Genomic DNA, 26629 nt, shown 5'->3' with positions numbered 1-26629 from the left:
TGGAAACGCCTCCGCCCCGCGCGGAGGCGAAGGAGGACGATATGACGACGCATTTCGATCCGAAGGAAGGCCGGCCCGTCAGATATCCGGGCGAGGATGACTATCCGCAGAAGAATGAGGACGACACCCGCATCCCGCCGACCGAAAAACGGCATCTCAACCGCGGGCAGACCGTGATCATGATCATCATCGCCATCATGGTTGCCGTGGTGCTGATCTGGGGCGGTGCTTCGTGGCTGTTCGGCGCGCCCGGCGCGAGCTAGGACGATCCGGGAGGACGACATGGTTGAAAAGAAGACGACAGGCCACCGCCCCGAGGATGCCGAGGTTGACGTGACCCCGACGGAGGCGCGGCATTCCGAGCGCGGCCGTCCGGTGCTGATCATTCTGGCGGTGGGCCTTGTTCTGGCCTTCGTGGCCTGGGGCGCGGTGGAACTGTTTGCCCCGCAGGGCGGCGATCCGGCGGGCGAGACAGTCAACGAGGACGCGAACGCGGCTGCACCGGCTCAGTAAAGCTCACATCGAGCAAAACGACGTGTCCGCTCTGGACTTTGTGCCGTCTTTGCAGCTAAGTCATGGGCCCGGAAGGGCGGCATGGCGGCCCTTCGCGCTATTTTTCCGCCGCAACGGCGCCTGAAAAGCCGAGGAGCGAACGGCGATGCCGAAGACCGATATCGCAACACGGGTCTACGACCATAGCTGGAAGCTCGACCCGATTATCCGCAGTCTGCTGGATACGGATTTCTACAAACTCCTGATGCTGCAGATGATCTGGAAACTCTATCCGGACGTCAATGCGACATTCTCGGTGATCAATCGCACGACCTCGGTGCGTCTGGCCGACGAGATCGACGAGGGCGAGTTGCGCGACCAGCTCGACCATGCGCGCGAGATCAGGTTGACCAAGAAGGAAATGATCTGGCTTGCCGGTAACTCGTTTTACGGCCGCTCTCAGATCTTCGAGCCGGAATTTCTGACCTGGCTCGCCAATTTCCGCCTGCCGGAATATGAACTCACCAAACGCGATGGCCAGTATCAGCTCGATTTTCACGGCCGCTGGATGGAAACCACGATGTGGGAGATTCCAGCGCTTTGCATCATCAACGAGCTGCGCTCCCGTTCGGCCCTGAAGGACCTCGGGCTGTTCACCGTCGATGTCACCTATGCCCGCGCCAAGGCCAAGATGTGGGCCAAGGTCGAGCGGCTGGCAGCTCTCGATGGCCTGAAAATCTCCGATTTCGGCACACGGCGGCGCCATTCCTTCCTGTGGCAGCGCTGGTGCGTGGAAGCGTTGAAGGAGGGCATTGGCCCGGCCTTTACCGGCACCTCAAATGTGCTTCTGGCCATGGATACCGATCTGGAAGCCGTCGGCACCAATGCCCATGAGCTGCCGATGGTCGCAGCCGCCCTTGCCGAAACCGACGAGCAACTGGCCGCAGCGCCCTACAAGGTGATGCAGGACTGGAACAAGCTTTACGGCGGCAACCTGCTGATTGCGCTGCCCGATGCCTATGGCACCACGGCGTTTTTGCGCAATGCGCCCGAATGGGTTGCCGACTGGACCGGCTTTCGCCCCGACAGCGCCCCGCCGATCGAAGGCGGCGAGAAGATCATCGACTGGTGGAAGAAGATGGGCCGCGATCCGCGCGAGAAAATCCTGATCTTTTCCGACGGGCTGGACGTGGATGCGATCATCGAGGCCTACAAGCATTTTCAGGGCCGCGTGCGCATGAGCTTCGGCTGGGGCACCAACCTCACCAATGACTTCATCGGCTGCGCGCCGCACCGCGTCGGCGGGCTGAAGCCGATCTCCGTCGTCTGCAAGGTGACGGACGCCAATGGCCGCCCGGCCGTCAAGCTTTCCGACAATCCGCAAAAGGCGACCGGCGACCCGAAGGAAGTCGAACGCTATCTGAAATTCTTCGGCTCGGAAGACATGTTCGACCAGCCTGTGCTGGTGTGAAACCCCGACCTGTGGCCGAAAAGCAATACCCGGATTTGTTCGTACAAATCACGGGGTTGGCTGCGTTGACACCGCGGATGCGCGCCGCATAGATTGCGCGCGGATCAGGTTCCGTTCGCAAGAACGGATGAAAAGGGAACACGGGACAGGGCGCTTGCCCCAGGCCGTGGCTGCCCCCGCAACTGTAGCCGCAGAGCCGTTTCCATGACGTCACTGGATTGATCCGGGAAGACGGAAACAATGGCGATGACGCGGAAGCCAGGAGACCTGCCCGATCCCGTCACCCTTGCCGGAACACGGGGTTCTTGTTTTGGCGCGGTCTGCCGTCGCGGTGACATTTCGAAACGATGTTGCCGCCGACGGGACAGGATCGCGACCGGGTGTTTCCGCGTCAAAAGCTGTTGTCCCCGACGGGCTTTTTCGGCCGGCGTCATGCCGGCCGCCTTGGGGACATGGAATGAACAAATCTCTGCTTGCGGCCTCCGCCGCGCTTTTGGCCTTGGTACCGGCACAGCAGGTGCTGGCGCAGGACGCCGCGCCTTTCGACGATGTCGTGACCGAGCTTGAACCGGTCTATGTGACCACGCCTTTGCGCCGGCCTTCGACGATCACGCAATCAACCTCCACCGTGACGGTGATCGATGAGGAAGATATTGCAAAATCCGCAGCGCCCGACCTGCCGTCGCTTCTGCGGAAATATCCGGGCGTCAACATCACCACCAATGGCGGGCAGGGCGCGCAGGCCTCGGTGACGCTGCGCTCTGCTCGTGCCAACCAGACACTGGTTTTGGTGGATGGTATGCGCGTCGCATCGGCAACCACCGGCACGGCCTACCTTTCCAATATTCCTCTGAGCGCGGTCAACCGGATCGAGGTCGTTGAAGGTGCACATTCGGCGCAATGGGGCGCGGATGCGATCGGCGGTGTCATCAACATCATCACCAGAGATGGTTCATTCTGTGAAAACGGAAAAAATGTCTGTACGACCGTTGAGACGGGCGTGACATGGCCGTGGGGCGGTTTTGCCAATGGCACTGTGCGCGGCAGTACTGCGGACGGGGTCGATTTCAATGTCGGTCTCGGTATTCTCGGGACCGAAGGGTATAACTTCACCACGCCCGCAAGCGGCCTGATCGAGCCTGATGACGATGGGTTCCTGCAGGGTTCGTTCAATTATGCGCTGTCGAAGGACTTTCTCTGGGGCCGACTCTACACAGATGGGTTCTACGCCCGTTCCAACCCACATTTCGATGGCGCTTCCAGCTGGGGCCCCGGCGCGAACCAGTCCCTGCAGACCAATGCCGGCTTCAAGGTCGGCGCCGAGATCGACCACGGCGAGGACTGGTCCTCCGTCTTCGAGATTTATTCCGCTCTCGATTACAACAAGACCTTTCTCAAGGGCGACGCTACCTATAACAGCGATTTCGATACGACGCGGTATGGCTTGAATGCCAGCACGACCAAGGAATTCGTGACAGGCGACCTGTTCAGCAGCCTGACCTTCGGCGGGGAGGCTTACGAGGAGCATGTCAGTTCCTCGACGGACTATTCAAAATCCAGCCGCGCCATTGGCGCGGTCTATACGCAGTATTCGCTGGAATGGGAGGCGCTCGATCTTAATGCCGGGTTGCGTTACGACGCCAACGAGGATTTCGGCGGCGCTTTGACCTATAATGTCGGTGTCGGCTACGAGCTTATCGAGGGTCTGACTGCGCGGGCATCCTTTGCCACCGGTTTCCGCGCGCCGGATTTCAATCAGCTTTATTATCCAGGATATTTCGGTTCTTATGTCGGCAATCCCGATCTCGATCCGGAACGGTCCAAATCCTATGAGGTTGGCCTCAATTGGGCGGCGTCGGATACAAGCAGTGTTGATCTCGTCTGGTATCAGACCTTCATTGACGACATGATTGACTACACCAGCGACTTTTCGACCTATACGAATATCGACAAGGCGAAGATTTCCGGCGTGCGGGCGGTCTGGTCGCAGGCGCTCATGGATGACCGGCTCGGTCTTGATTTCGGCTTCGAATATCGCCTGCCGAAGGATGAGACTGACGACCAGTATATCGCCAATCAGAACCGTCTGAAGCTGACGGCAGCCGCAAGCTGGCAGGCAACCGAGGCGCTCAATCTCAATGCCGATATCGAATATGTCGGCAGCCGCTGGACCAATACGGCAAGCTATAATCCCCAGCTTGGCGATTACACGCTGGTCAATGTCTCGGCGCTCTACGACATCGATCAGGCCGCCCGCGTCAAGTTCGCAGTCGAGAACCTGTTCGATGAAGACTATGAGACCGCCTACGGCTATAATGCGCCCGGCACCACGGTGACGCTTTCCTATCAAAGGACGTTCTAGATGATGCGGTCGGCGCGGTCGGCTCGAACAATGCTGTCTGTCAAAACCGCCTGCGCCGGCCTCCTTTGCCTGTTTTCTGCCGTTCCTTCGGCTCTTGCGCTCGATGAAGGAGACGCACCGGCCCGTGTGGTCTCGATCAATCTGTGCACCGATCAGATGGCGATGGCGCTTGCGGGCGAGGGGCAGCTCATTTCCATATCGGCCCTTGCGGTCGATCCGGCCGTCTCCGCCATGGCGGAAGAGGCCGCGGCCTATCCGCTCAATCACGGGCAGGCGGAGGAAGTGTTCCTTCTGAAACCGGATCTGGTGCTGGCCGGCAGCTATACCACCCGCGAGACGGTCAATCTCCTGAAACGGCTCGGTGTCCCCGTTGCCGAATTCGCGCCGGAGGCCTCGCTTGAGGATGTGCGCGAAAATCTTCTGCGCATGGGCCATCTTCTGGGGCGCGAGGCGGCGGCCGAACGGATTGTCGCGGACATGGATGAAATCCGCGCAGCCCTGCTGGAACAGCCGGCAAGCGACAAGACCGCAGCGCTTTATTATGCCAATGGCTACACCTCGGGCGAGGGCACGCTTGCCGGCGATATCGTTGCCGATGCGGGGCTCGACAATATCGGTATTTCCGCCGGCATCGATGGTCTTGGCCGCCTGCCGCTCGAACGCCTGATCATGGCGGCGCCCGAGGTTATCATCGGCGGCGACAGCGGCTATGATGCACCCGCCCTGGCCGAGGCGCCGTTTGCCCATCCCGCCTTTCGCGCAGCGGCTGAAAAGGCAGAACTCATTGATCTTCCCAGCCGTCTGACGATCTGCGGCGGGCCGTTCAATCTTGACGCAATCGCCCGCCTCAGAAATGGCGTGGCCAAGGGCAACGGACATGAGTGAACAGCGTCGCTATTACCTGCTTCTCGCCGGTCTTGGCGTGCTCGTGAGCCTGCTTTTTCTGGCGTCTTTGACGGTCGGTCCCGCCGGTTTCGGGTTCCGGGCGGCATTGTCGGGGCTTTTCAGCCGGGATGCGGGCGCGATTGCGCTGATCATGCAGGAGATCAGGCTGCCGCGCGCGCTGCTCGGGTTCACCATCGGGGCAACGCTCGGCCTTTCGGGCGCGGTGCTGCAGGGCTATCTGCGCAATCCGCTGGCCGAACCCGGCCTGCTCGGCGTTTCGGCGTCGGCCTCGCTCGGCGCGGTGATCGCGATCTATACCGGGCTTTCGGCGTTGTTTGTGCTGGCCTTGCCGGTTCTGGCGCTTGTCTTCGCCTTTGCCTCGGTGGTGCTGGTGCGGTTTCTTGCCGGCGGCGGTGCGCGCAGTCTTTCCATTATTCTTGCCGGTGTCGCGGTCACCAGTTTTGCCGCCGCCATGACCTCGCTTGCGCTCAACCTTTCGCCCAACCCCTTCGCCGCCACGGAAATCATGTTCTGGATGCTGGGTTCGCTGGCCGATCGCTCGATGCTGCAGTTCTGGCTCTCCATCCCGTTCATGGCGTTCGGCTGGGTGCTGCTGTTTTCCGCAGCCCGTGCGCTCGATGCCATGATCCTCGGGCATGATGCGGCCGTCAGTCTCGGCCATGCGCCGAAGACCACCGAACGGCAGGTGATCTGGGGTGTGGCCGCAAGTGTTGGTGCGGCAACGGCCGTTTCCGGCGCAATCGGCTTCGTCGGGCTTGTGGTCCCGCATCTGCTGCGCCCGCTTGTCGGGTCCTTGCCCTCGCGCCTTCTGCCGGCCAGCGCGCTCGGCGGTGCCGCTGTCCTGCTGGCCGCCGATGTCGCCGTCCGGCTGATCGCGCCGGAGCGGGATTTGAAGATCGGGGTCGTGACCGCCCTGATCGGCGCGCCCTTTTTCCTGTGGCTGATCTACAAGACACGCCGGGAGTTGATTTGATGTTGCTGGAGGCTGACAAGCTCACTGTCCGCATCGGCGGGCGCGCGATTGTCGACAATGTCGCCTTTTCGGTCGGCCATGGCGAACTCGTTGGCCTGATCGGGCCGAACGGTGCGGGAAAGTCGACGCTGCTGAGGGCCTGCCTCGGGCTGATCGAGGCATCCGGCGATGTCAGTCTGTTGCAGACGCCGCTGGCGCAGATGACGCCGCTGCAGCGCGCGCGGGTGGTGGCCTATCTGCCGCAGGATCACGAAATTGCCTGGGCCGTTGCGGTGCGGCGCGTCGTGGGGCTTGGGCGCCAGCCCTGGCGGGAGAGCGGCGAGGCCGGGGGACAGATCGTCGCCCGCGCCATGGAGCGCATGGGGGTCGATACGCTTGCCGAGCGCCGCGCCGATACGCTGTCGGGTGGCGAGCGCGCGCGGGTGCTGATTGCCCGCGCTCTGGCCCAGACCACGCCGCTGCTTGTGGCCGACGAACCCGTCGCGGGCCTTGATCCCGCCCACCAGATTGCGCTGATGGAGGTCTTCGTCTCGCTGCTGCGCGAGGGCCGGTCGGTGGTCTGCTCGTTGCATGATCTGGGGCTTGCCGCGCGCTGGTGTACCCGTCTGGTGATGCTGTCGGAAGGCCGCGTGGTGGCGGAGGGAACACCCGAAACCGTGCTGACGGCGGAAAATCTGCGTCGGGTCTATGGTGTGGAGGCCTTTTTCGGCCATGCGGATGGCGGACCGGTGGTCATGCCGACCGGCCTTTCGGGCAAATAGAACTTTTGCGTTACCTGCCATGCACAAACTCTTGCCAAGCGCCATTGCGCGCGGTGTCCGATTTCGCTAAGAAACCGCAGCTTTCCGGCTTCAGCTCCGGTCGCGACCTGAGCCGGCCGTCGATCGGAACCCGGCGGAAATGTCATGGTGTTGCGTCCGCCATCGCTTTTGGACGTTCTTGAAGTCGAGTGTTGGAATATGGCCCGCATTGTCATGAAGTTCGGCGGCACGTCCGTCGCCAATATCGAGCGAATCCGCAATGTGGCCCGTCATGTCAAACGCGAGGTCGATGCCGGCCACGAGGTTGCCGTCGTCGTGTCCGCCATGGCCGGCAAGACCAATGAACTGGTCGAATGGACCCGCGAAGCCTCGCCGATGCATGACGCGCGTGAATATGACGTGGTCGTCTCGTCCGGCGAACAGGTCACCTCGGGGCTGCTGGCGATCGTGTTGCAGTCGATGGGCGTCAATGCGCGCTCCTGGCAGGGCTGGCAGTTGCCGATCAGAACCGACAGCACCCATGGCGCCGCCCGTATCGATGATATTGACGGTTCGGATATCGTCAAACGCATGGGTGAGGGCCAGGTCGCCGTCTGCGCCGGTTTTCAGGGTATCGGCCCGGATAACCGGATTGCGACACTCGGTCGCGGCGGCTCCGATACCTCCGCTGTCGCGGTCGCTGCCGCCGTGAAGGCCGATCGCTGCGATATCTACACCGATGTCGATGGCGTCTACACCACCGATCCGCGCGTCGAGCCGAAGGCAAAACGCATGAAGAAGGTGGCATTCGAGGAAATGCTGGAGATGGCCTCGCTCGGCGCCAAGGTGCTGCAGGTGCGTTCGGTCGAACTGGCGATGGTTCATAAAGTGCGCACATTCGTGCGGTCGAGTTTCGAGGCGCCGGATGCGCCGGGCATGGGCGATTTCGACAATCCGCCCGGGACCCTGATTTGCGACGAGGATGAGATTTTGGAACAGGAAGTCGTGACCGGCATCGCGTATGCCAAGGATGAGGCACAGATCTCGCTGCGCCGTGTGGAAGACCGCCCCGGCGTTGCCGCGGCCATTTTCGGCCCACTGGCCGAGGCCCATGTCAATGTCGACATGATCGTCCAGAACATTTCCGAGGACGGCACCCATACAGACATGACCTTCACCGTGCCGGCGTCGGATGTGGACAAGGCCAAGGCAGCGCTTGCCGCCCGCCATGACGATATCGGTTATGACGCGGTTCAAAGCGAAACCGAACTGGCGAAGATTTCGGTGATCGGCATCGGCATGCGGTCCCATTCGGGCGTTGCCGCATCGGCCTTCAAGGCGCTTTCCGAGAAGGGCATCAACATCAAGGCGATCACCACGTCGGAGATCAAGATCTCGATTCTGATCGATGGCGCCTACGCCGAACTTGCTGTCAGAACTTTGCATTCCTGCTACGGTCTCGATAAATAAGCCGTAGCGGAATGTCCTGAAAATTGTTTTCAGGATATTCCGAATGAAGCTTTTGAGGCTTCTCCACCGGGGACAGACTGTGATGAATCACCAAGCACCGAGTCCGCGTATTCTGCTCAAACGGCTCCGGGAACTGATGGCGGAGCCGCTGGAGCCGCAGGATCGTCTCGACCGTATCGTCGGCCAGATCGCCGATAATATGGTGGCGGCAGTGTGCTCGGTTTATGTCCTGCGGGCCGACAGCGTGCTTGAGCTTTACGCAACGCAGGGGTTGAAGCGCGACGCGGTTCACCTGGCGAGCCTCAGGATGGGCCAGGGCCTGGTCGGCACGATTGCGGCTTCCGCGCGGCCGCTGAACCTGTCGGATGCCCAGTCGCACCCGGCCTTCCGCTATCTGCCGGAAACCGGCGAAGAGATTTATCACTCCTTCATGGGCGTGCCGATCCTGCGCGCCGGCCGTACGCTCGGCGTTCTCGTGGTCCAGAACACCGATGAGCATGCCTATAGCGAGGAAGAGGTCGAGGCGCTGCAGACCGGGGCCATGCTGCTGGCCGAGCTGATCGCCTCCGGAGATCTCAAGAAAATCACCCGGCCGGGGATGGAACTCGACCTGACCCGTACGGTTTCGCTTTCCGGCGATGCCTATGGCGAAGGCATTGCGCTTGGCCATGCCGTGCTGCACGAGCCGCGCATCATGGTCAACAACCTCGTCAACGAGGACAGCGATGCCGAAATCGCGCGGCTGCGCGCGGCGATGGAAAAGCTGCGGTTTTCGATCGACGAGCTTTTGCAGCGCAACGATGTTTCCGCCGAGGGCGAGCACCGCGAGGTGCTGGAGACCTACCGGATGTTTGCCCATGACCGCGGCTGGGTCCGGCGGCTGGAAGAGGCGATCACGCTGGGTCTGACGGCCGAGGGCGCGGTGGAAAAGGTCCAGAGCGACACCAAGGCGCGGATGATCCGCCTGACCGATCCCTTCATGCGCGACCGCATGCATGATCTCGACGATCTTGCAAACCGGTTGCTGCGCCAGTTGACCGGCCATTCGGTCGATGCCGACGGCGAGGGTTTTCCCGACGACGCGATCATCGTCGCGCGCGCCATGGGCGCTGCCGAACTGCTCGACTATCCGCGCGAAAAGCTGCGCGGTCTCGTGCTTGAGGACGGGTCGGCGACCAGCCATGTCATCATCGTGGCGCGCGCCATGGGCATTCCGGTCATCGGACAGGCCACCGGCGTGGCAGCCCAGGTGGAAAACGGCGATGCCGTCATCGTCGACGGTGATGATGGCGAGGTGCATGTGCGCCCGCTCGATGCCGTGGTGACGGCTTATGAGGAAAAGCTGAGGCTCAGAGCGCGCCGCCAAGAACAGTTCCGCGCGCTTCGCTCCGTCGATCCGGTTTCGGCTGACGGCGTCAGGGTTCGGATGATGATGAATGCCGGGCTGCTGGTCGACCTGCCGCAGCTCGATGACAGCGGCGCGGAGGGCATCGGCCTGTTCCGCACCGAGCTGCAGTTCATGATCGCCTCGCGCATGCCCAAGGCGGCCGAACAGGAAAGCTTCTACCGGCAGGTGCTCGATCATGCGGGCAATCGCCCCGTCACCTTCCGCACGCTCGATATCGGCTCCGACAAGGTGGTGTCCTATTTCCGTGCGCAGGAAGAGGAAAACCCGGCCATGGGCTGGCGCGCCATCCGGTTGGCGCTCGACCGGCCCTATCTGCTGCGCATGCAGCTTCGCGCCCTGATGAAGGCCACGGCCGGTGAAACGCTGAGAGTGATGGTGCCGATGGTTTCCGAGGTCGGCGAAATTCGCGCGGCCCGGGCGCTGATGGCCAAGGAAGTGCAGCACCTCACCCGGTTCGGCCATCAGGTGCCGCGCCGGATCGAGCTTGGCGCCATGCTGGAAGTGCCGGCCCTTCTTTACGAGATTGACGAGCTGATGGCCGAGGTCGATTTCGTCTCCGTCGGGTCCAACGATCTCTACCAGTTCTTCATGGCGATCGATCGCGGCAACGCCCGTGTCGCCGACCGCTATGACACGGTCAGCAAACCGTTCCTCCGGATGCTGCGCGATATCGTGCGGGCGGGCGAGCGCAACAATGTGCCGGTGACGCTGTGCGGGGAATATGCCAGCAAGCCGATTTCCGCCCTTGCGCTGTTTGCGATCGGCTATCGCTCGGTTTCGATGTCGGCAACGGCCATCGGGCCGGTGAAGGCGATGCTGCTCGGTCTCGACATTGCCGCCGTCAGCGACGTTGTGAATGCGGCCCTCGATGACCCGTCCAATCTGACGCCGATGCGCGCGCTGCTCGAGCGTTTCGCCAGCGAGCACAACATTCCGCTTTAGCGACGCCCGAAAAACCAAAGCGGCAACAACACCAACAACAAGCGGAGATGACGAGGCGTGGCGAGGCTACCACAGGAAAAGATGCGGGAACTGGAACGGCGGTTTTCCGAAGTCGAGGCGCGCATGTCATCGGGTCCCGACGCGGAAACTTATGTGAAGCTCGCCTCCGAATATGCCGAGCTGGACCCGGTTGTCGCAAAAATCCGTGCTTATCAGGCTGCCGAAAGCGAGCTTGCCGATCTCAACAGCCTGCTTGCCGACCGTGAGACCGAAAAGGAAATGCGCGCGCTGGCGGAAATGGAAGTGCCGGAACTGGAAGAGCGCATCGAGACGCTGTCCGGCGAAATCCAGCTTCTGCTTCTGCCGCGCGATGCGGCGGATGAAAAAAGCGCGGTGCTGGAAATCCGCGCGGGAACCGGCGGCTCCGAGGCCGCGCTTTTTGCCGGCGACCTGTTTCGCATGTATGAGCGCTACGCATCGGACAAGGGCTGGAAGGTCGACGTGTTGTCGGCCAGCGAGGGCGATGCCGGCGGTTACAAGGAAATCATCGCCTCTGTCTCCGGCAAGGGCGTGTTTTCGCGGCTGAAATTCGAATCCGGCGTGCACCGGGTCCAGCGTGTTCCTGAAACCGAAGCCGGTGGCCGTATCCACACCTCCGCGGCCACCGTTGCCGTTTTGCCGGAAGCCGAGGATATCGATATCGAAGTCCGCCCGGACGATATCCGCATCGATACGATGCGCTCGTCGGGGGCGGGCGGCCAGCATGTGAATACCACCGATTCGGCGGTACGCATCACCCATATTCCCACGGGCATCGTCGTCACCAGTTCGGAAAAGTCGCAGCACCAGAACCGGGCAAAAGCGATGCAGGTTCTGCGCGCCAAGCTGTTCGACATGGAACGTCAGCGCGCCGACAGCGAGCGCTCCGCCGACCGCAAGAGCCAGGTTGGCTCCGGCGACCGCTCCGAGCGTATCCGCACCTATAATTTTCCGCAGGGGCGCGTCACCGACCACCGCATCAATCTCACGCTTTACAAGCTCGATCAGGTGATTGCCGGCGATCTTGACGAGATCGTCGATGCGCTGGTTGCCGATTACCAGGCCGGCCAGCTTGCCCTTCTCGGCGTTCAGGACGGTTGAGGAAACGGGCGTGGCGACACTTCAGGCGATCTATCGTCAGGCCGTTGACGCCTTTGCCGCAGCCGGGCTCGATGCACCGGCAGACGACGCCCGGCATCTGGTGAGCGGCATACTCGGCCTTTCGCTTTCCGGGATGATGAGCGAGGGCGCGCGCGAACTGGAGGCTGACGAGGAGGCTGCCGTTGCGGCGGCCGTCAAAAGGCGGCTTGCCCGCGAACCGGTCTACCGGATCCTCGGCGCCCGCGAGTTCTACGGGCTCGATTTCATGCTGTCTGACGATACGCTGGAACCGCGGCCGGATACCGAAATTCTGGTCGAGCACTGTCTGCCCTGGCTTGAACGGGCGGTGAAGCGCAACGGGGCTGCCCGCATTGTCGATCTGGGTACCGGAACCGGGGCCATTGCGGTCGCACTTTTGAAAAATTGTGCCGAAACCACAGCACTGGCGACAGATATTGCCGACGGGGCTCTTGAAACGGCGCGCGCCAATGCCTTGATAAATGGTGTTGCAGACCGTTTCGTCACCAGGCGCGGACCGTGGTTTTCCGCGGTGCAGGGTCGTTTCGACATGATTGTGTCAAATCCGCCCTATATCGTGTCTGATGTGATCGCGACGCTGGCGCCGGAGGTGCGGGAGCATGATCCCGCTCTTGCGCTGGACGGCGGTGCAGACGGTCTTGACGCCTATCGGGCAATCGCGGCGCAAGCCGATGCTCATCTCGCCGAAAATGGCGTTATCGCGCTAGAAATCGGCTTTGACCAGAAGGACATGGTAACAGCAATCTTCTGTAAAGCGGGCTTCACGCCGGTGGAAAGCCATCGGGATCTGGGCGGAAATGACCGCGTTGTCATTTTTGCAAGCGCTCGGAAAAGCTGAAAATCGCCCCGGGTCCGGCCTTTTTGAAAACAGGTGAAGAAAGGGCTTGGAATTTCGGGACAAGCACGATAGGTTGCACGCACGCAAAACGGTGACTGAAAGAAACAGCGATTCGTCGCTTGGCCGCAGTCTCAAGGTTTTCCGTCCAATGTTGGTTCATTGTGACATGCCGTTTTTTGCGTGATTCAGGTATTTGGATTCCACGAATGGCAGCGCGTGTTTTGCCCTGCCGACGGGGCTATGCCGTCATGTTTCGCTGATGCGAAAGCGGTAGACGGACAAGCTCGACCATTGACAGAAAATTCAGGTGAATACTCCATGAGGCCAGGACAGCAGAATAAGCGCAGCCGGGGGCGCGGCGGCAATAATAACTTTAACCGCAAGGGCGCCAACCCGCTGACCCGGACCTATGACAGTACCGGTCCTGATGTGAAGGTGCGGGGCACCGCGCAGCATGTCGCCGAGAAGTACATGTCACTTGCGCGCGATGCGCAAAGTTCGGGCGACCGTGTCATGGCGGAGAACTACCTCCAGCACGCCGAGCACTATAACCGCATCATTGCAGCCGCCCAGTCCCAGCTTCAGGAGCGCCACCAGCGTGACGACCGCTCCGACAGCAATGACGACAATGACGATAATGCGGCCAGGAAGAACGGCAATAACGGCAACCAGCCGTCGGCCGATGAGCGCAGCGAGCGCAAGGAACAGCCGCGCAGGCAGGAAAAACAGGTTGATGCCGACGGGCCGCAGCCGGTTATCGACGGAACACCCGCCGAGGTTGCAGCCGAAGAGGCTGACGGCCAGCCGGCGCCGAAGTCGCGCCGCCGCACACCGGCCGCCAGCCGTCCGCGCCGCACCAAGCGCGCCGCTGCCGCCGACAATAGCGGCGAGGAAGGCAATGCCGCTCCCGCCGAGGCGAATGCTGCAGAGGCAAATGTCGCAGAGGCGGAAGCTCCGAAAAAGCCGGCACGTCGCCGCCGCACGCCGAAGGCCGAAGCCGGTGCAGATGATGCGTCCGCCAAGGACACGCCTGCCGACAAGGACAAGACGCCGGCCATGGCGGACGGTCCTTCGGAATAAGCGCCAGGCATTCAGAAGTCTCGCAAACAGGCCCGGCCATGATGACCGGGCCTGTTTCGTTTGTTTTCCGCCGAATGCGCTCGATAACCGGTTTTGATCTTCGCGGTGATGCGCTATGTCACCGTCAAACGGAACGGGACGATCTTCATGGGCTTTGTCATCGCAATCGACGGACCGGCGGCGGCCGGCAAGGGTACGCTCGCACGCAAGCTTGCCGAACACTACGGTTTGCCGCATCTCGATACCGGCCTGACCTATCGGGCCACCGCCAAGGCGCTTGTCGATGCGGGAAAACCCCTTGATGACGAAACGATTGCCGCAGAAACTGCCGCTGCGATTGATCTCGGCAATCTCGATCGTACCGTGCTGTCGGCCCACGAAATCGGTGAAGCGGCATCGAAAGTCGCCGCCATGCCGTCGGTGCGCGTGGCGCTGGTCGAAGCCCAGCGGCGTTTTGCCGAGGCCGGCAGGGGCGCAGTGCTCGACGGCCGCGATATCGGCACGGTGGTCTGCCCCGATGCGCCGGTGAAGCTCTATGTGACGGCGGATGCGGAAATTCGCGCCAGACGGCGTTATGACGAGATCGTGGCCAGAGGCGAGACGGCGGATTTCACGCAGATTCTGGACGATGTCCGCCGTCGCGATGAACGCGATATGGGGCGAAAGGACAGTCCCTTGCGCCCCGCGGACGATGCGCACTTGCTTGATACGTCCAAAATGGGTATAGAAGCCGCGTTTCGGGCCGCCTGCGCTTATGTGGACAAGCGGCCCGACCCGTAATGCATGCGGAGGAAGCTCCGCAAATTGAGGTTTTCACTGCATCCATGCGCCGGAATGCTCTTTCGCCCTGAAACAGGGTGAAGAGGGATGCGGTGACAGCCAAAGATCAACACCAGCCACCGGCGCAACGCGTGTTCGGCCTGAAATGACCGACACGATCCAGGAGTTTTTATGACTGCACAAACCCCCACGCGCGACGATTTCGCCGCAATGCTCGAGGAATCCTTCGGCGCGAACAATGATCTTGCCGAAGGCTATGTTGCCAAGGGCCTGGTCACCGCCATTGAAAAGGATATGGCCATCATCGACGTCGGCCTGAAGGTCGAAGGTCGTGTGCCGCTGAAGGAATTCGGCGTGCGCGGCAAGGATGGCGAGCTGAAGGCCGGCGACGAAGTTGAAGTCTATGTCGAGCGCATCGAAAACGCGCTGGGCGAAGCTGTTCTGTCGCGTGAGAAGGCCCGTCGCGAAGAGGCTTGGGTCAAGCTCGAAGCCAAGTTCGAGGCCGGCGAGCGCGTCGAAGGTCAGATCTTCAATCAGGTCAAGGGTGGCTTCACGGTCGACCTCGACGGTGCGATCGCCTTCCTGCCGCGTTCCCAGGTGGACATCCGTCCGATCCGCGACGTATCCCCGCTGATGCACACGCCGCAGCCGTTCGAAATCCTCAAGATGGACAAGCGCCGCGGCAACATCGTCGTTTCGCGCCGGACCGTTCTTGAAGAAAGCCGTGCGGAACAGCGTTCGGAAATCGTTCAGAACCTCGAAGAGGGCCAGGTCGTTGAAGGTGTTGTCAAGAACATCACCGATTACGGCGCCTTCGTCGATCTCGGTGGCATCGACGGTCTGCTGCATGTCACCGACATGGCATGGCGTCGCGTCAACCACCCGACCGAGCTTCTGTCCATCGGCCAGAACGTCAAGGTTCAGATCATCCGCATCAACCAGGAAACGCACCGCATTTCCCTGGGCATGAAGCAGCTTGAAGCTGACCCGTGGGATGGCATCCAGGCCAAGTATCCGGAAGGCAAGAAGATTTCCGGTACCGTCACGAACATCACCGACTACGGTGCGTTCGTCGAGCTGGAGCCGGGCATCGAAGGCCTGATCCACATCTCGGAAATGTCCTGGACCAAGAAGAACGTCCACCCCGGCAAGATCCTGTCGACCACGCAGGATGTCGAAGTTGTCGTTCTCGAAGTCGATCCGGCCAAGCGCCGCATTTCGCTCGGTCTCAAGCAGACGCTTGAAAATCCGTGGGAAGCCTTCTCCTTCTCGCATCCGTCCGGTACGGAAGTCGAAGGCGAGATCAAGAACAAGACCGAATTCGGCCTGTTCATCGGTCTCGAAGGCGATGTCGACGGCATGGTTCACCTTTCCGATCTCGACTGGAACCGTCCGGGCGAGCAGGTCATCGAGGAATACAACAAGGGCGATATCGTCAAGGCTGTTGTTCTCGATGTGGACATCGAAAAGGAACGCATCTCGCTCGGCATCAAGCAGCTCGGCAAGGATTCGCTGACGGAAGCAGCTGCTTCCGGCGAACTGCGCAAGGGTGCTGTTGTTTCCTGCGAAGTGACCGACACCAACGATGGCGGCGTCGAAGTCAAGCTCGTCAACCACGACGATGTCTCGGCCTTCATCCGCCGTTCGGATCTGGCCCGCGACCGCGACGAGCAGCGCCCCGAGCGTTTCTCGGTCGGTCAGGTGTTCGACGCCCGCGTCACCAACTTCTCCAAGCGCGACCGCAAGGTCATGCTCTCCATCAAGGCGCTTGAAATCGCCGAGGAGAAGGAAGCCGTTGCACAGTTCGGTTCGTCCGACAGTGGCGCTTCGCTCGGTGACATTCTCGGCGCAGCCCTGAAGGGCCGCGACGACCAGTAAGCACTGCTTACGCCGTGAATACCGAACCGCCGGGTGGCAACGCCCGGCGGTTTTTTGTTGTGCCTGCTGTCTTGACCTCAGTCGGCCGGTTTCCGATGTTTGAGGGAGGAAGAGCGAAGGAAAAGATCATGGCCAAGAAGACGCCGATACTGCCCGGAACGAACAGCAGGCCGCTCGATCCCGAGATGGATGCCCTGCAATACGAGATCATGCAGGAGACGGCGCAGGCGCTGGGGCGGATCGGACGGCGGCTGGAGGAGGCGCTGGCAGCCCTGAAGCGCCATGACGAGACGCCGGGTTCCAATCAGGACCGCGACGAACTGGTGCAGGCGGCGGCCGACAGGGCCTTTGCGCTGTTCATCCAGCGTGACTATCTGGGGCTCAGGACCGATCATCACCTGAAATCGACCTATGATATTCCCCGTGAGGTGATGCTGCGCGTCGGCGTGATGAAGAAAGCCGAAAAGGCCGACAAGTCCTGAAAACGCTCTGAAATAGCCGCAAAAAAACGCCCCGGTCAAAAGCCGGGGCGTTGCATTCCTGGAAAGGGACTATGATCAGTTCACAGATTGCTGAAGGCGCTCGATTTCGTCCTTGAGCACAAGTTTCTTGCGTTTGAGTTCTGCAATTTCCTCATCTTGACTGGATGGCGAGGAGATCACGTTCTGCAGCTCTTTTTCGAGCGCGGAATGTTTTTCCTCAAGGGCGGCAAGGTGGGTCTGAACTGTCATTTCAACACGTCCTTCCTTTGTTTATCGCCGCAGGATGCGGCGCCTCGTCATCGATTTGCAATAAAACAATGCCATGTTTCAGCACACTTGTCGAAGGCGGAAATGTGATTTTCCGGCGGCATTTTCAATGTCTGCGCTATCACCGCTCGCAAGCTCGCTTTTCACCGAAAACGAATGATGCTAAAGCCGTTTTCAGGCCCTTTTCGGCCACATTTGACCGTGGCCTCGTCGCGGTTTCGCCAGAACTGGAATTACGACTGAAACGGAAGGCCGATGAGCCCGATCATGAATCCGCCCGTCGCCATTGCCATGGGCTCCCAGTCAGACTGGGAAACGATGAAGAATGCTGCCGATACGCTCGATGTTCTCGAAATCGATTATGATGCACGCATCATCTCGGCTCATCGCACGCCGGACCGGCTTTACGACTTTGCCCGCGGTGCGCGCGGCGAAGGGTTTCAGGTCATCATCGCAGGTGCTGGCGGTGCGGCCCATCTGCCGGGCATGCTGGCGGCCATGACGCCGTTGCCGGTGTTCGGCGTTCCGGTCCAGTCGCGTGCGCTTTCCGGCCAGGACAGCCTGCTTTCAATCGTGCAGATGCCGGCGGGCGTGCCTGTTGGAACGCTGGCGATCGGCAAGGCGGGTGCCGTCAATGCCGCGCTGCTTGCCGCCGCCGTTCTGGCGCTCTCGGACGAGGAGCTTGCCGGCAGGCTTGATGACTATCGGGCCCGTCAGGCGGCCCATGTCGCAGAATATCCCATCGACAAGGATGAGTGAGTCCATGAAAACCATCGGTATCGTCGGCGGCGGCCAGCTCGGTCGCATGCTGGCCATGGCTGCCGCCCGGCTCTCCATCCGCACGGTCATTCTGGAGCCGCAGGCGGACTGTCCTGCAGCACAGGTGGCCAATGCGCATATCGTGGCGGCCTATGACGATGAAAGCGCGCTTGAAGAGCTTGCTGCCCGCTGTAATGTCATCACCTATGAATTCGAAAACGTGCCGGAAAAAAGCGCGGCCCAGCTTGCGGGCAAACGCCCCGTCTATCCGCCTGCGCGCGCCCTTTCGATTTCGCAGGACCGGCTCACCGAAAAGTCCTTTCTCAATGAGTGCGGCATTCCGACAGCAGGTTTTCACGCAGTCGACACCCGCGCCGATCTCGATGCCGCGCTTGAACTGTTTGGCGGACGCGGTGTCCTGAAGACGCGCCGTTTCGGTTATGACGGCAAGGGGCAGTGGGTTTTTACCGGCAGCGGCGATGATGCCGATGCCGCCTTTGCAGCGCTTGCCGGAGCGCCGGCGATCTTCGAGGAATGGATCGATTTCGAGCGCGAAATTTCGGTGATCGCGGCGCGCGGTGTCGATGGCGCGTTTGTCTCATTCGATCCGGCGGAAAACGAGCACCGTGATGGTATTCTGCGGATTTCGCGGGTGCCGGCCCGCGTGTCCGATGAACTTGTCGGAAACGCGAAAATCGCCGCTGAAAAGCTGCTTTCGGCCTTGGGCTATGTTGGCGTTGCGGGCCTTGAACTGTTTGTTGCGCGCGATGGGCGTCTGCTTGCCAATGAGTTTGCCCCGCGGGTGCACAATTCCGGCCACTGGAGCGAGGCGGCCTGTGTGATCTCGCAGTTCGAGCAGCATATCCGCGCCGTCTGCGGCCTGCCGCTGATCGATCCTGTCCGCCACAGCGATTGCGTGATGCACAATATCATCGGCGACGATATGGACGACATTCCGCGCTGGATGGCGACGCCAGGCGCGCTGGTGCATCTTTATGGCAAGGACGAAAGCCGGCCGGGCCGCAAGATGGGCCATGTCACCGTGCTTCATCCGCATGAAAACCACCGGAACGGTTGACTTTCGCGCAGCCATTCGCTAGGAACCGGCCACAGCCAAGCGCGCCTCCTTCCGGCGCGCTTTTGAATGTTGAAACAGACCGCCTTTACTGATCAGTCGAGAGCGGCACAAACAGCGGATCGAAAACATGAAGATCAAGAATTCGCTCAAGGCGCTCAAGTCCCGTCACCGGGAAAACCGTCTGGTGCGCCGCAAGGGCCGTGTATACATCATCAACAAGCAGAACCCGCGCTTCAAGGCTCGTCAGGGCTGAGTGCGTGTAACCGGACCGTGACCGGGCCGGTGCAATATCTGTTTGACCTTTTGCCATGACGGGATACCATCCCGTCATGCGCTTTTTTATGCCTGCTTTTCTGACATTCGTTTCGCTGGCGCCGCTGGCCGGCATGCCTGCGCTCGCGCAAACGGCCGATGGCGCTGACGTTGCGGCTGCAACGACGCCTGCCGATCCGCTGGATACATTGTATCGCCAGCTTGTGCGCACGCGCGATCCCGCCGAGGCTGCCGCTTATGCCAGGGACATCGACGATTATCTCGACCGCTCGCCCAGCGCGACGGTGTCGCTTCTGATCAAGTCTTCGGACGAGGCGGAGGCCGATGGCCGCACTGCCGCCGCGCTTGATTTCCTGTCGGAGGCGATTGCGCTCAGGCCCGACGAGCCGGCGGCCTATCGCAAGCGCGCGGTGCTTCACTATACCCATGGTGATCTGAACCGGGCGATGGATGACATCGGCAGTGCGCTTGCGCTGGAACCGCGCGATTTCGGCGGGCTCGGGCTGATGGCGACCATCCTCGACCGCACCGGCCGGCCCGAAGCCGCACTTGAGGTCTGGCGGCGTTATCTCGATTTTTATCCCGCCGATCGCGATGTCGGCTCTTACGTCGATACGACCGAAAACGACTTGGCGGGTGAGCGGCTGTAAAAAGCTTCCGTCGGAGTAGGGAGCATGAAAAAGCCCGGGCCTGCAATTGGCAGACCCGGGCTTTTTATTCCAGCAGGTGCGCGTCAGCCCTGTTTCTGGCTCTGGCGCTCCTTGGCGCGGTCATCCATCAGCTCGTACCACATGGCGTTCAGCACCGCGAAGAGTGCTGCCAGCGGCAGACCGAGGATCCAGGCGAAATACCACATTGATATCTCCTTTTACGGGTTTCGGTGAGCCGGACCCGAAGGCCCGGCCCTGTCACTCAGTATGCGTGGCTGTCCGGGTTGGTCACATCCTCGTTCGTCACCTTGCCCCACATGATGTGATAGACATAGGAGGTGTAGAGCAGGATGATCGGCACGAAGATCAGCGCGCAGACCAGCATGATGAACAGCGTCAGCTGGCTGGACGATGAATCCCAGGCCGTCAGGCTTGCAGCGGGCTGCTGCGAAGACGGCAGGATGAAGGGGAACATCGCCACGCCGGGCGTTGCAACCACACCGAAGACCGAGATGCTGGACGACAGCATGGCGAGCGTCGGCTTGCTGCCCTTCAGCCCGATGAACGCGCCGAGTGCGCCGAGGAAGCCCAGCGCGGGTGCGAGCATCATCCAGGGATAGCGCCCGTAATTGGCAAACCATGCACCCTGTTCGCGCGCCACGTCGCTCATCAGCGGGTTGGACGGGCCACCGGCATCGACCGCGCCGGTGAAGGCATAACCGTCAATGCCGTAGTAAAGCCAAACACCGGCCAGCGCGAACAGCACGATCAGGACGAGAGCCGCAATCGAACCGAAAGCACGCGAGCGGTCGTTGACCGGACCTTCCGTCTTGGTCGACAGATAGGCTGCACCATGCATGACCAGCATGGCGACGCAGACCAGACCGGCCAGCAGTGCGAAGGGGTTCAAAAGGCCGAAGAACGAACCGTCGTAGAAGATACGAAGGTCGTCATCGAACCGGAAGGGAACGCCCTGCAGCACATTGCCCAGCGCCACGCCGAAGATCAGCGTCGGCACGAAACCGCCGATGAACAGCAGCCAGTCCCAGGTGTTGCGCCAGGTGGCGCTTTCACGCTTGGAGCGGTACTTGAAGCCGACCGGGCGCAGGATGAGCGCGAACAGGATCGCGAACATCGCCAGATAGAAGCCCGAGAAGGATACGGCGTAGATTGCCGGCCACGCCGCGAAGATCGCGCCGCCGCCGAGGATGAGCCAGACCTGGTTGCCTTCCCAGACCGGGCCGATCGTGTTGACGACAACGCGTCGTTCGGTATCGCCCTTGGCGACGAAAGGCAGCAGCGTTGCCGTGCCGAGGTCGAAGCCGTCCATGATGGCAAAGCCGATCAGCAGAACGCCGAGCAACAGCCACCAGATAACGCGGAGGACTTCGTAGGATATGAGATCGTGTAGTACCATGATGTTTTACTCCGCTGGTGCCACTTCGACGCCCTTGACCCGGCGGAAGCCGAGAACGGGCATTTCGGGTCCGTTGTCAGGCTGCGGTCCCTTGCGGATCGCGGCGAGCATCAGGCCCATTTCGACGATGAACAGCACCGTGTAGATGCCAACAAAGCCGGCAATCGTGAGGAGCAGCGTGCCCGCACCGAGGCTGGAGACAGCAAGCGCCGTCGGCAGGATGCCCTCGATGATCCACGGCTGGCGGCCGAGCTCGGCGACGATCCATCCCGCTTCTGCGGCAATCCACGGCAGCGGAATGATCCAGACTGCGAGGTGCAGCAGCCAGCGATGGCTGTCGAGGCGGCGGCGTGCCGACAGATAGAAGAACACAGCCATTACCGCGATGAACAGGAAGCCGCATGCAACCATGATGCGGAACGACCAGAACAGTGTGCCGACCGGCGGCACGAGGCTGTTGGCCGCCTCTTCGATCTGTGCCGGTGTAGCCTGGCTCGGGTCGTCGACATAGCGCTTCAGCAGATAGGCATAGCCGAGGTCGTTGCCATACTGTTCAAGTGTGGCCTGATCCGCCGTATCCGGCGTGCCGGTTCCCATGGCCTGACGCATGTTGGTCAGCGCGTTATAGGCGAGGATACCGTTTTCGATCCGGGTCTTGCCGCTTTCGACCAGTTCGTTGATGCCCTCGATCGGGGTATCCAGCGAACGCGTGCCGATCAGGCCCATGACCCACGGTATTCTGACGGCGTAATGCGTCTCGCGGTCCTGGGTATCGGGAATGCCGAACAGGGTGAAGGATGCAGGTGCGGGCTCGGTGTCCCACATGGCCTCGAGCGAAGCCAGCTTCATCTTCTGGTGTTCGGTGGTCAGATAGCCGCTTTCGTCACCCAGCACGACGACCGAAAGCGCCGCAGCCAGGCCGAACGAACAGGCAATCGTCATCGAACGCTTGGCGAGTTCGACATGCCGTCCCTTCAGCACATACCAGGCGCCGACGCCGAGCACGAACACCGAAGCGGTGACATAGCCTGCAGATACCGTATGCACGAACTTGGCCTGGGCAACCGGATTGGTCAGCACCTGGAAGAAGTTGGAGACTTCCATGCGCATCGTAACCGGGTTGAAAGTCGAGCCGACCGGGTTCTGCATCCAGCCATTGGCGATCAGGATCCAAAGAGCCGACAGGTTCGAGCCGATGGCCACGCACCAGGTGGTAATCAAATGGGCAACCCGCGACATGCGGTCCCAGCCGAAGAAGAACAGGCCGACAAAGGTGGCTTCCAGGAAGAAGGCCATCAGCCCTTCAATCGCCAGCGGTGCACCGAAGATGTCGCCGACATAGTGGCTGTAATAGCTCCAGTTCATGCCGAACTGGAATTCCATAACGATACCGGTGGAAACGCCGAGTACGAAGTTGATGCCGAACAGCGTCCCCCAGAATTTTGTCATTTGCCGCCATATGCGGCGGCCCGTCATGACGTAGGTCGTTTCCATGATCGCCACGATCATGGAAAGGCCCAGCGTCAACGGCACAAACAAAAAGTGGTATAGTGCCGTCATAGCAAATTGAAGGCGCGATAGCGCCACGATGTCCAGTTCCATTGCGTCTCTCCCGCGTTCAAACCGGGTCTCAAGTTTCATCGGTTTTGCCGGACCAACGGCAAGACCGCATTTCTTTATTGGAGGCCGGGGTTTTAATCCGGCCTCAAGGTGGCAAGCGCGGCATCAAAGCCGGGTTCGCCTCGTTTGGGGGCGGCAATGATCCGCCCCGAATGGATAACAAGCAGTCTGTCGGCGATTTCCGCCTCCCTGCGGATATGGGTCGCGACGAGAAGCGTACGGCTCTTACCGGCGCGCGCATTGATCCGTGACATGACATCGCGCGCGGTCTTGCCGTCGAGGCCTTCGGTCGGCTCGTCGAGCAGGAAAACCGGCGTGTCGCGCAGAAGCAGCCGGGCAAGCGCCAGTCGCCGCGACTGGCCGCCGGAAAGGCCGATGCCCTGTTCGCCGAGATCGGTATCGAGGCCTTGCGGCAATGCCCGGACGGTCTCGCCGAGACCGGCGGCATCGAGGGCAGCCATCATCGCGTCGTCATCGGCTTTCGGCGCGGCAATCTTCAGGTTGGCGCGCAGCGAATCCTTGAAAAGCTCGGTGCGCTGGGTCAGAAGCGTCGCCTCGCAGGCGGCAACGGTGCCGGACTGCGGGTCGGTCTCGCCCGCAAACAGCGACATGATCGAGGATTTTCCCGCGCCGCTGGCCCCGATCAGCGCCACCTTCTCACCGGTTTTGACGGCAAGCGAAAGACAGTCGACCGCCGCGCGGGCGCGGCCTTCGTAGCGCATGGTGACATTGTTCAGTTCAAGCGCATTGCCGGTCTTCGGCGTTGCCGGCTGAAAACGGGTCGCGGCCGCAGCGTCAAGGCGCGGTGAAAGCCGTCTGGCCGCCAGCAGCGTGCGGCCAAGTTCCATTGCGCCGCGGCGCAGGCCGGCAAAGGGCTCCAGTGCGGCAAAGGCGATCAGCAGGGCAAGGGCGGCAAGCGGCGCCGTTACCGTGCCTGCCGAGGCAAGTGCTGCACCAGCCAGGAGCACGCCCGACAAAATGAGGGCGGTGACGATATCGAAGCCGAAACCGGCATTGGTTTCGATCCGGTTGAGCGCCAGATCCGAAACATGCTCGCGCGTGTCTGCCGCTGCGACGCGGGCGCGCTGGCTTTGAAGGCCGCCGGCAAAGGCCAGTTCGCTCTGCCCGGCAACCAGATCGACGGCGCGCGCCCGCAGCGCTTCCTGCGCATGGGCGCGGCGGCGCGCGGGCTTTTCGGCAAAGCGTGCCGAAAGCGCGGGAATGGCGAGGCCGGGAATAACGATGGCCGCACCGACGGCAAAGGCGAGCGTCCACGACAGCGCGCCGAGCGCGGCAATGGTGACAAGGCCGGCGATAATGGCAACGAAACCGGGCACCAGTACGCGCAGGTAAAGCGAATCGAGTGCATCGACATCCGCCGTCAGCCGGAACAGCAGCCGGGCGGGGCGAAGCCCGAGTGCGCGCGCCGCTCCCGGTGCGGCAAAGCCCCGGAACAGGCTGACACGCAGATCCGCCAGAACGCGCAGCGTGGCGTCATGGGTCTGCAGCCGCTCGAAATAGCGCGCGGCCGTGCGTGACAATGCCAGAAAGCGGATGGCGGCCGATGGTGCGAACACATCGAAGGCCAGCGCGGTGGCCGTTGTCAGCCCGGCAATGGCAGCCGCCGTGACGAACCAGCCGGAGACGCCGAGAAGGGCAATGCCGGCCAGAACGGTGGCGGCCGAAAGGGCAGCGCCTGCCATAAGTCCGCCGCGTCGTTGACGCCAGAACAGCCGGATAATCGGACCGAGGCTTGAGAATTTGCCGGCTTTCATCGTGCAACCTCCCGGAAATCCTCGTTGAGGCGGATGACGCGGTCCATACGCTCGGCAAGCAGCGGGTCATGGGTGGCGACGATCAGCGTACGTCCGCTGGCGAGCGTCAGCAGAGCCTCGGTGATGTCGCCTGCAGTGCGGTGATCGAGATGGGCGGTCGGCTCGTCGGCAATGATCAGGCCGGCGGCGCGGTTGGCGGCCGCGCGGGCCAGTGTCAGCCGCAGCGCCTCGCCGCCGGAAAGCCCGGCGCCGTTTTCGCCGATCATGGCATTGCCATGGGCTTCTGCCACATGATCGAGCGATGCAAGAGCAAGCGCATCGGCCACGGCATCGCGCGCAATGTCGTTGCGGTAAAGGCGGATATTGCCGGCAATCGAGCCTGCAAAGAGATGCGGGTTCTGGCCGATCCAGGCCATGCGGGTGCGGAGTTCCGCCGCATTGGCGTCGTCCAGCGTGGTGTCGTCGATCAGGATGCGGCCGTGGCGGGGTTCGGCAAGGCCGGCCAGAAGCGCCAGAAGCGTCGTCTTGCCACTGCCCGACGGGCCAAGCAGCGCGATGTGCTCGCCGGGGGCGATCGAAAGGTTGAAGTCTGCAAAAACCGGATCGCGCGAACCATAATGCACAAAGCCGAGATCGCGGAACTCGACGCTGAGCGGGCGTGGCCTTGCGGCCGTTGCTTCTGCCAGATGGCCGTCCTGTTCCGCACCCACCATGGAAAGCCCGTCTTCGGCCAGCCTGTCGAGGGCCGAAATCGCGGCCTCGCCTGCAGCCCGGTCGTGCCAGACGGAAGACAGCATGCGCAGCGGATCGAAGAAGGCGGGGGCCAGCAGAAGGATGAACAGCCCTTCGGAAAGCGTCAGCGTGCCGCCCCATGCACCGAAACCGATCTGGCCGAGCAGATGAAAGCCGATATAGGCGGCGGCCATGGCAACGCCGAGCGCGGAGAAGAGCTCCAGCACAGCCGATGTCATGAAGGCGATGCGCAGCACCGACATGGTGCGCCGGCGCAGGTTTTCAGCGCGCAGGCTGAGACGCCGGGAAACCTGATCGACGGCATCGAAGGAACGGATGGTCGAAAGCCCGCGCAGCCGGTCAAGCAGAAATGCGTTCAGTGTGCCCATATCGGCAAGGTGCTTTTCGCTGGCCGATTGCGCGCTCCAGCCGATCAGCGCCATGAAAACGGGGATCAGCGGCGCGGCGATCAGCAGAACCAGGCCTGCGATCCACGAAAACGGGAAGATGACGGCGAGAATTGCCAGCGGCACGACGGAAGCCTTGAAACGCGCCGTCTGGAAGCGGGCGAGGTAAGGCACGATGTGTTCGGCCTGCTCGGCGATCACACTGGCCGCTTCGCCGGAGGCGACCCGGCTTGTATCAAGCGGCGAGCGGCGGCTGAGGGCGGCAAGGGCGGCTTCGCGCTTGTCGCTGAGGATCGCGCGCGCCGTCCGATAGGCCAGCCGGTTGCCGCTGCGTTCGCACACCGCCTTGACGACGCCGAGCGCGAGAACGGCGGCGGCCAGCGGCAGCACGGCGGCAACGCCCTCTCCGCGGGCAATCAGGCCGATGCCGTGGGCCAGACAGGCCGCCTGCGGCAACCACATCAGTTCGGCAAGGGTCTGCAGCCAGGCGGCGATCTTCAGCCCCCGCGGCTTCGGTGCGCGCGAAACCGGCCGGCTGTTTTTCGCACCTCCGGCGGCGGGCTGTGCGGCCGTACCGGTCACGCGGGCATCTCTGCCCCGCGCGTCCGCCCTGCCGCCGGCGGCTTTTTCAAAAACAAGCTCGCTCATGC

General features: G+C 61.9%; 25 protein-coding genes and 1 riboswitch. Of the genes, 19 read left to right on the top strand and 6 right to left on the bottom strand.

Features of this window, described 5'->3' with window-relative positions:
- The first annotated feature begins 41 nt into the window (after positions 1-41).
- From ACHZCU_RS06760 to ACHZCU_RS06690, 15 genes are all read left to right on the top strand, one after another.
- Positions 42-263 carry a hypothetical protein gene (locus ACHZCU_RS06760; RefSeq protein ID WP_319518160.1) on the top strand — a complete coding sequence of 74 codons (222 nt, stop codon included), beginning with the start codon at positions 42-44 and terminating at the stop codon, positions 261-263.
- Between the two features lie 19 nt (positions 264-282).
- Entirely contained in the window at positions 283-513 is a 231-nt protein-coding gene (locus ACHZCU_RS06755; RefSeq protein ID WP_319518159.1) for a hypothetical protein, read from the top strand.
- A gap of 145 nt (positions 514-658) precedes the next feature.
- Complete coding sequence (gene pncB, locus ACHZCU_RS06750; RefSeq protein ID WP_106307292.1) at positions 659-1963, top strand: nicotinate phosphoribosyltransferase; 1305 nt, start codon at positions 659-661, stop codon at positions 1961-1963.
- A gap of 89 nt (positions 1964-2052) precedes the next feature.
- A riboswitch (cobalamin riboswitch) is annotated at positions 2053-2253 on the top strand.
- Between the two features lie 167 nt (positions 2254-2420).
- Entirely contained in the window at positions 2421-4325 is a 1905-nt protein-coding gene (locus tag ACHZCU_RS06745) for a TonB-dependent receptor domain-containing protein (protein ID WP_319518158.1), read from the top strand.
- Positions 4326-4355: 30 nt separating this feature from the next.
- A complete protein-coding gene (locus ACHZCU_RS06740; RefSeq protein WP_319518157.1) occupies positions 4356-5210 on the top strand; it encodes an ABC transporter substrate-binding protein in 855 nt (284 codons plus the stop codon).
- Positions 5203-6204 (top strand): iron ABC transporter permease, encoded by a 1002-nt coding sequence (locus tag ACHZCU_RS06735; RefSeq protein ID WP_319518156.1) that lies wholly within the window; start codon positions 5203-5205, stop codon positions 6202-6204. The genes ACHZCU_RS06740 and ACHZCU_RS06735 overlap by 8 nt, the downstream gene beginning before the upstream one ends.
- A complete protein-coding gene (locus ACHZCU_RS06730) occupies positions 6204-6965 on the top strand; it encodes an ABC transporter ATP-binding protein (RefSeq protein WP_319518155.1) in 762 nt (253 codons plus the stop codon). Before ACHZCU_RS06735 ends, ACHZCU_RS06730 begins: the two co-directional genes overlap by 1 nt.
- A 198-nt stretch (positions 6966-7163) precedes the next feature.
- Complete coding sequence (locus ACHZCU_RS06725; RefSeq protein ID WP_106307392.1) at positions 7164-8414, top strand: aspartate kinase; 1251 nt, start codon at positions 7164-7166, stop codon at positions 8412-8414.
- Between the two features lie 82 nt (positions 8415-8496).
- Positions 8497-10764, top strand: a complete 2268-nt coding sequence (ptsP, locus tag ACHZCU_RS06720) for a phosphoenolpyruvate--protein phosphotransferase (RefSeq protein ID WP_106307395.1) — start codon at positions 8497-8499, stop codon at positions 10762-10764.
- A 57-nt stretch (positions 10765-10821) separates the two neighbouring features.
- On the top strand, positions 10822-11904 hold the full coding sequence (gene prfA / locus ACHZCU_RS06715) for a peptide chain release factor 1 (protein WP_319518154.1): 1083 nt from the start codon (positions 10822-10824) through the stop codon (positions 11902-11904).
- Positions 11905-11914: 10 nt separating this feature from the next.
- Positions 11915-12781: a peptide chain release factor N(5)-glutamine methyltransferase gene (gene prmC, locus ACHZCU_RS06710; RefSeq protein WP_319518153.1), complete on the top strand. Its 867-nt coding sequence runs from the start codon at positions 11915-11917 to the stop codon at positions 12779-12781.
- A gap of 318 nt (positions 12782-13099) precedes the next feature.
- The gene (locus ACHZCU_RS06705; RefSeq protein WP_319518152.1) at positions 13100-13861 is read left to right on the top strand and encodes a DUF4167 domain-containing protein; all 762 of its coding nucleotides are present in this window, start codon (positions 13100-13102) and stop codon (positions 13859-13861) included.
- Between the two features lie 147 nt (positions 13862-14008).
- Positions 14009-14641: a (d)CMP kinase gene (gene cmk / locus ACHZCU_RS06700; protein ID WP_319518151.1), complete on the top strand. Its 633-nt coding sequence runs from the start codon at positions 14009-14011 to the stop codon at positions 14639-14641.
- Between the two features lie 171 nt (positions 14642-14812).
- Entirely contained in the window at positions 14813-16519 is a 1707-nt protein-coding gene (gene rpsA / locus ACHZCU_RS06695; RefSeq protein WP_106307313.1) for a 30S ribosomal protein S1, read from the top strand.
- 128 nt (positions 16520-16647) lie between these two features.
- Positions 16648-17001, top strand: a complete 354-nt coding sequence (locus tag ACHZCU_RS06690) for a DUF6665 family protein (RefSeq protein WP_319518150.1) — start codon at positions 16648-16650, stop codon at positions 16999-17001.
- 75 nt (positions 17002-17076) lie between these two features.
- Here ACHZCU_RS06690 and ACHZCU_RS06685 read toward each other — a convergent pair whose 3' ends face one another.
- Positions 17077-17250: a YdcH family protein gene (locus tag ACHZCU_RS06685; RefSeq protein WP_106307316.1), complete on the bottom strand. Its 174-nt coding sequence runs from the start codon at positions 17248-17250 to the stop codon at positions 17077-17079.
- 273 nt (positions 17251-17523) lie between these two features.
- Between ACHZCU_RS06685 and purE the strand changes: the two genes are divergently transcribed.
- The 4 genes from purE to ACHZCU_RS06665 all read left to right on the top strand — a co-directional run bounded on the left by purE (position 17524) and on the right by ACHZCU_RS06665 (position 20028).
- The gene (gene purE / locus ACHZCU_RS06680; protein WP_227023671.1) at positions 17524-18027 is read left to right on the top strand and encodes a 5-(carboxyamino)imidazole ribonucleotide mutase; all 504 of its coding nucleotides are present in this window, start codon (positions 17524-17526) and stop codon (positions 18025-18027) included.
- Positions 18028-18031: 4 nt separating this feature from the next.
- Positions 18032-19105, top strand: a complete 1074-nt coding sequence (locus tag ACHZCU_RS06675; protein ID WP_319518149.1) for a 5-(carboxyamino)imidazole ribonucleotide synthase — start codon at positions 18032-18034, stop codon at positions 19103-19105.
- 127 nt (positions 19106-19232) lie between these two features.
- Positions 19233-19358 (top strand): type B 50S ribosomal protein L36, encoded by a 126-nt coding sequence (gene ykgO, locus ACHZCU_RS06670; protein ID WP_018064355.1) that lies wholly within the window; start codon positions 19233-19235, stop codon positions 19356-19358.
- A gap of 76 nt (positions 19359-19434) precedes the next feature.
- Positions 19435-20028, top strand: coding sequence for a hypothetical protein (locus ACHZCU_RS06665; protein WP_319518148.1), 594 nt, complete (start codon positions 19435-19437; stop codon positions 20026-20028).
- A gap of 83 nt (positions 20029-20111) precedes the next feature.
- On the opposite strand, the gene cydX is transcribed toward ACHZCU_RS06665, so the two are convergent.
- The 5 genes from cydX to cydD all read right to left on the bottom strand — a co-directional run bounded on the left by cydX (position 20112) and on the right by cydD (position 26627).
- Positions 20112-20234: a cytochrome bd-I oxidase subunit CydX gene (cydX, locus tag ACHZCU_RS06660; protein WP_061449716.1), complete on the bottom strand. Its 123-nt coding sequence runs from the start codon at positions 20232-20234 to the stop codon at positions 20112-20114.
- Between the two features lie 56 nt (positions 20235-20290).
- Complete coding sequence (cydB, locus tag ACHZCU_RS06655; protein WP_319518147.1) at positions 20291-21445, bottom strand: cytochrome d ubiquinol oxidase subunit II; 1155 nt, start codon at positions 21443-21445, stop codon at positions 20291-20293.
- Between the two features lie 6 nt (positions 21446-21451).
- Positions 21452-23047, bottom strand: a complete 1596-nt coding sequence (locus ACHZCU_RS06650; RefSeq protein ID WP_106307917.1) for a cytochrome ubiquinol oxidase subunit I — start codon at positions 23045-23047, stop codon at positions 21452-21454.
- A 92-nt stretch (positions 23048-23139) separates the two neighbouring features.
- Complete coding sequence (gene cydC, locus ACHZCU_RS06645) at positions 23140-24840, bottom strand: thiol reductant ABC exporter subunit CydC (protein ID WP_319518146.1); 1701 nt, start codon at positions 24838-24840, stop codon at positions 23140-23142.
- Positions 24837-26627 carry a thiol reductant ABC exporter subunit CydD gene (gene cydD, locus ACHZCU_RS06640; protein WP_319518145.1) on the bottom strand — a complete coding sequence of 597 codons (1791 nt, stop codon included), beginning with the start codon at positions 26625-26627 and terminating at the stop codon, positions 24837-24839. Before cydD ends, cydC begins: the two co-directional genes overlap by 4 nt.
- Positions 26628-26629: the final 2 nt, after the last annotated feature.

The sequence above is a fragment of the uncultured Martelella sp. genome (assembly GCF_963677965.2).
GTDB classification, from domain to species: Bacteria; Pseudomonadota; Alphaproteobacteria; order Rhizobiales; family Rhizobiaceae; genus Martelella; species Martelella mangrovi.
This window is presented reverse-complemented; position numbering and strand designations above follow the sequence as displayed.